Raw genomic sequence first — 3,572 nt, 5'->3', positions numbered from 1 at the left:
TGTAGGCGGCCGAGGGCGCGGCCTGCAGGCGGGCGAGCGCGGCGTCGAGTTCGCCCGCCTGCAGCAGCACCGCCGCCAGACGCAGGCGTGCGAGCTCGCGCAGCGCGGGGTCGCTGCCCTTGTCGGCCGCCCACTCGAGCTGCGCGCGCGCGTTGGCGAGGTCGCCGGACTCGAACTGCATCGCCGCCGACAGCAGCGCGCCGAGTTGGGCGCCTACACTGCCGCCGTGCTCGCTCACCAGGCGACCGGCCGCCTCGCGGGCCTTCTGCGGCTCGTTCTTCTCCACCGCCTGCTGCACCGCGTAGTACAGCGCACCGGCCTCGCCGGCATTGCGGCTCTGGTACCAGTTCCAGGCCTGCCAGCCCACCGAGGCGAGCGCCGCCACCACCGCGAGGGTGACGACGAAGTTGCCGTACTGCGCCCACCACGCCTTGAGTTCGGAAATCTGTTCCTGCTCTTCGAGATCGTAGACCGCCATCATCAAACCTCTTCGTCTTCTTCTTCGGGGAACATCAGCGCGGCCATCGCCTCGACCAGGTCGTCGATCGCCACGCGCTGCTGGGCGCCCGCGACGCGCAGGGGCTTGAGGCCGACCTCCCCCGCCGCGGCCTCGTCCTCTCCGATCACGATCGCCACCGGCGCCTCGCTGGCGTCGGCCTTCTTCATCTGCGACTTGAAGCTGCCGCCACCGCAATGCATCAGCACCGCGAAGCCGTGCTCGCGCAAGGTCTCGGCGGCGCGGAAACCGAGGCGCTGCGCGGCCTCGCCCACGCTCACCACATACACGTCGGGTACCGGACGCTCGGCCTCGCCACCGCAGGCCTGCCACAGCAGCAGCAGGCGCTCGATGCCGATCGCGAAGCCCGCGGCCGGCTGCGGCTTGCCGCCGAGCTGCTCGAACAGGCCGTCGTAGCGCCCGCCGGCGCAGATCGTGCCCTGCGCGCCCAGGCGCGTGGTGACCCACTCGAACACCGTGCGGTTGTAGTAGTCCAGGCCGCGCACCAGGCGGTGGTTGATGCGATACGGGATGCCGGCGTCCTTGAGGAAGACCTGCACCGCCTCGAAGTGCGCCTTCGATTCGTCGCCGAGATAGTCGGCGAGCCTGGGCGCGGCTTCGACGATCGCCTGCAGTTCGGGATTCTTGGTGTCGAGGATGCGCAGCGGGTTGGTGTACAGGCGGCGCTTGCCGTCCTCGTCGAGCTTGTCCTGATGCTGCTCGAGGTGGGCGATCAGCGCGGCGCGGTGCTGCGCGCGCTCCTCGGGCGAGCCGAGCGAGTTGATCTCGAGCGCGACATCCTCCAGGCCGAGGTCCTCCCACAGCCGCGCGCACATCAGGATCAGCTCGGCGTCGGTATCGGCTCCGGCGAAGCCGAGTGCCTCCACGCCGATCTGGTGGAACTGGCGGTAGCGGCCCTTCTGCGGACGCTCGTGGCGGAACATCGGGCCGTAGTAGTACAACCGCTGCGGGCCGCCCGCGGGGATCAGGTTGTGCTGGATCGCGGCGCGCACGCAGGAGGCCGTGCCTTCGGGGCGCAGCGTGAGGTGCTCGCCGTTGAGCGCGTCCTCGAAGGAGTACATCTCCTTCTCGACGATGTCGGTGACCTCGCCGATGGCGCGCTTGAACAGCGGCGTCGGCTCGACCAGCGGCATGCGGATCGGGCGGTAACCGTAGCTCTGCAGCCAGTCGCGCACGATGTCTTCGAAGTATTCCCAGGTTTCGGCGTCGGCCGGCAGGATGTCGTTCATCCCGCGCACGGCCTGCAAGGTCTGGCTCATGTGGTTCTTTTCGGTTGTGCCGCGCGCTCGCGCGCGACGGTCGTTGTTCGTTGCGGCGCTCAGGCGCCCTTCTTCACGTAGCGGGTGGCGACGTAATCGTCGACGAGCGCCTTGAACTCTGCAGCGATGTTGTCGCCGCGCAGGGTGACGACCTTCTCGCCGTCGACAAACACCGGCGCCGCCGGGGTTTCGCCGGTGCCCGGCAGCGAGATGCCGATGTTGGCGTGCTTGCTCTCGCCCGGGCCGTTGACCACGCAGCCCATCACTGCCAGCGTCATGTTCTCGACGCCGTCGTACTGTTCGCGCCACACCGGCATCTGCGCGCGCACGTAGTCCTGGATACCGGAGGCGAGCTCCTGGAAGAAGGTGCTGGTGGTGCGGCCGCAGCCCGGGCAGGCAGTCACCATGGGGGTGAAGGCGCGCAGGCCCATGGTCTGCAGGATCTCCTGCGCGACCACGACCTCCTGGGTGCGGCTGCCGCCCGGCTCGGGGGTGAGCGAGATGCGGATGGTGTCGCCGATGCCTTCCTGCAGCAGCACGGCGAGCGCGGCGGTGGAGCCGACGATGCCCTTGCTGCCCATGCCGGCCTCGGTGAGGCCCAGATGCAGCGCGTAGTCGCTGCGCCGGGCGAGATCGCGGTACACCGCGATCAGGTCCTGCACGCTGGAAACCTTGGCCGACAGGATGATGCGCTCGCGGCCGAGGCCGTATTCCTCGGCCTTGGCCGCGGATTCGAGCGCCGAGACGACGAGCGCCTCGCGCATCACCGCGCCGGCGTCGCGCGGCTCGGCACGCTTGGCGTTGGCGTCCATGATGCGGGCAAGGACCGACTGGTCGAGGCTGCCCCAGTTCACGCCGATGCGCACCGGCTTGTCGTAGCGGCAGGCAAGCTCGACGATCGCGGCGAACTGCGGGTCGCGCTTGCGGCCGGCGCCGACGTTGCCCGGGTTGATGCGCAGCTTGGCGAGCGCCTCGGCGCACGCCGGGAAGTCGGTGAGCAGCTTGTGGCCGTTGTAGTGGAAGTCGCCGACCAGCGGCACGTCCATGTTGAGCGCGAGCAGGCGGTCGCGGATCTTCGGCACCGCCGCCGCCGCGGCCTCGTTGTTGACCGTGATGCGCACGATCTCGGAGCCGGCGCGGGCGAGCTCGGCGACCTGCATCGCGGTGGCGAGCACGTCGGCCGTGTCGGTATTGGTCATCGACTGCACGACGACCGGGGCTTCGCCGCCGATCCTCACCTTGCCGACGCGCACCTGATGGGTGCGATGACGGGCGAGCGGGCGGGCTTCGATCGGCTGGAGTTCGTGTCGGGGATTCATGGCGTTCGGATCAGGGAAGCGTCAGGCGGGCGACGGAGCCGCGGGTGTGGGCTGCGAGATCGACCGCCTTGCCGTCCTGCTCGAGCACGACGTTGGCGGAGTTGCCCACCACCAGGCGGAAGGGCGGCGTGCCCTGGACCACCCGACTGCTGCCGGCACGGTTGGTGCCGGAGTGCAGGATGGTGCCGCTGGCGTCGCGCACCTCGATCCAGGAGTCGCCGCCGAAGCGGAAGCTGAGGCGGTTGCCGCCGGCACCTTCCTCGGCGACGGGGGTGGCCGCCTGGGCCGGCGACTGCACCACGGGAGACACGATGGCCGAGGCTGAGGCCGGGGGCGTTGCGCTCGCCGGCGCGGCGAGCGGGGTCACCGGGACGCCTGCACCCACCGCAGCGGGAATCGCCACCGGGCTGGCGTGCGGCGCCGCGGGCGCGCTCGCCTCCAGCGGAGCGGGCGTGGCCACCGGCTCGCTCGTGGCCG

4 protein-coding genes are annotated in these 3,572 nt (G+C 70.4%); all 4 read right to left on the bottom strand.

The annotated features are described in order from the left end of the window. A partial coding sequence (locus C665_RS18865) for a YfgM family protein (RefSeq protein WP_211207597.1) occupies nucleotides 1–478 on the bottom strand: 478 nt, incomplete at its 3' end. A 2-nt stretch (nucleotides 479–480) separates the two neighbouring features. Beyond that, complete coding sequence (gene hisS / locus C665_RS18860) at nucleotides 481–1,776, bottom strand: histidine--tRNA ligase (RefSeq protein ID WP_004327075.1); 1,296 nt, start codon at nucleotides 1,774–1,776, stop codon at nucleotides 481–483. A gap of 59 nt (nucleotides 1,777–1,835) precedes the next feature. Next, complete coding sequence (gene ispG / locus C665_RS18855) at nucleotides 1,836–3,095, bottom strand: flavodoxin-dependent (E)-4-hydroxy-3-methylbut-2-enyl-diphosphate synthase (RefSeq protein WP_004327074.1); 1,260 nt, start codon at nucleotides 3,093–3,095, stop codon at nucleotides 1,836–1,838. A 10-nt stretch (nucleotides 3,096–3,105) separates the two neighbouring features. Then, on the bottom strand, nucleotides 3,106–3,572 hold a 467-nt coding region (locus C665_RS18850), incomplete at its 5' end, for a RodZ domain-containing protein (RefSeq protein WP_004327072.1).

The organism is Thauera aminoaromatica S2, assembly GCF_000310185.1.
Taxonomy (GTDB): Bacteria; Pseudomonadota; Gammaproteobacteria; order Burkholderiales; family Rhodocyclaceae; genus Thauera; species Thauera aminoaromatica.
This window is presented reverse-complemented; position numbering and strand designations above follow the sequence as displayed.

Bases quoted from the DNA above. Each gene is read 5' to 3' on its own strand.
- hisS (WP_004327075.1), bottom strand. From the start codon at position 1,776: ATGAGCCAGACCTTGCAGGCCGTGCGCGGGATGAACGACATCCTGCCG.
- ispG (WP_004327074.1), bottom strand. From the start codon at position 3,095: ATGAATCCCCGACACGAACTCCAGCCGATCGAAGCCCGCCCGCTCGCC.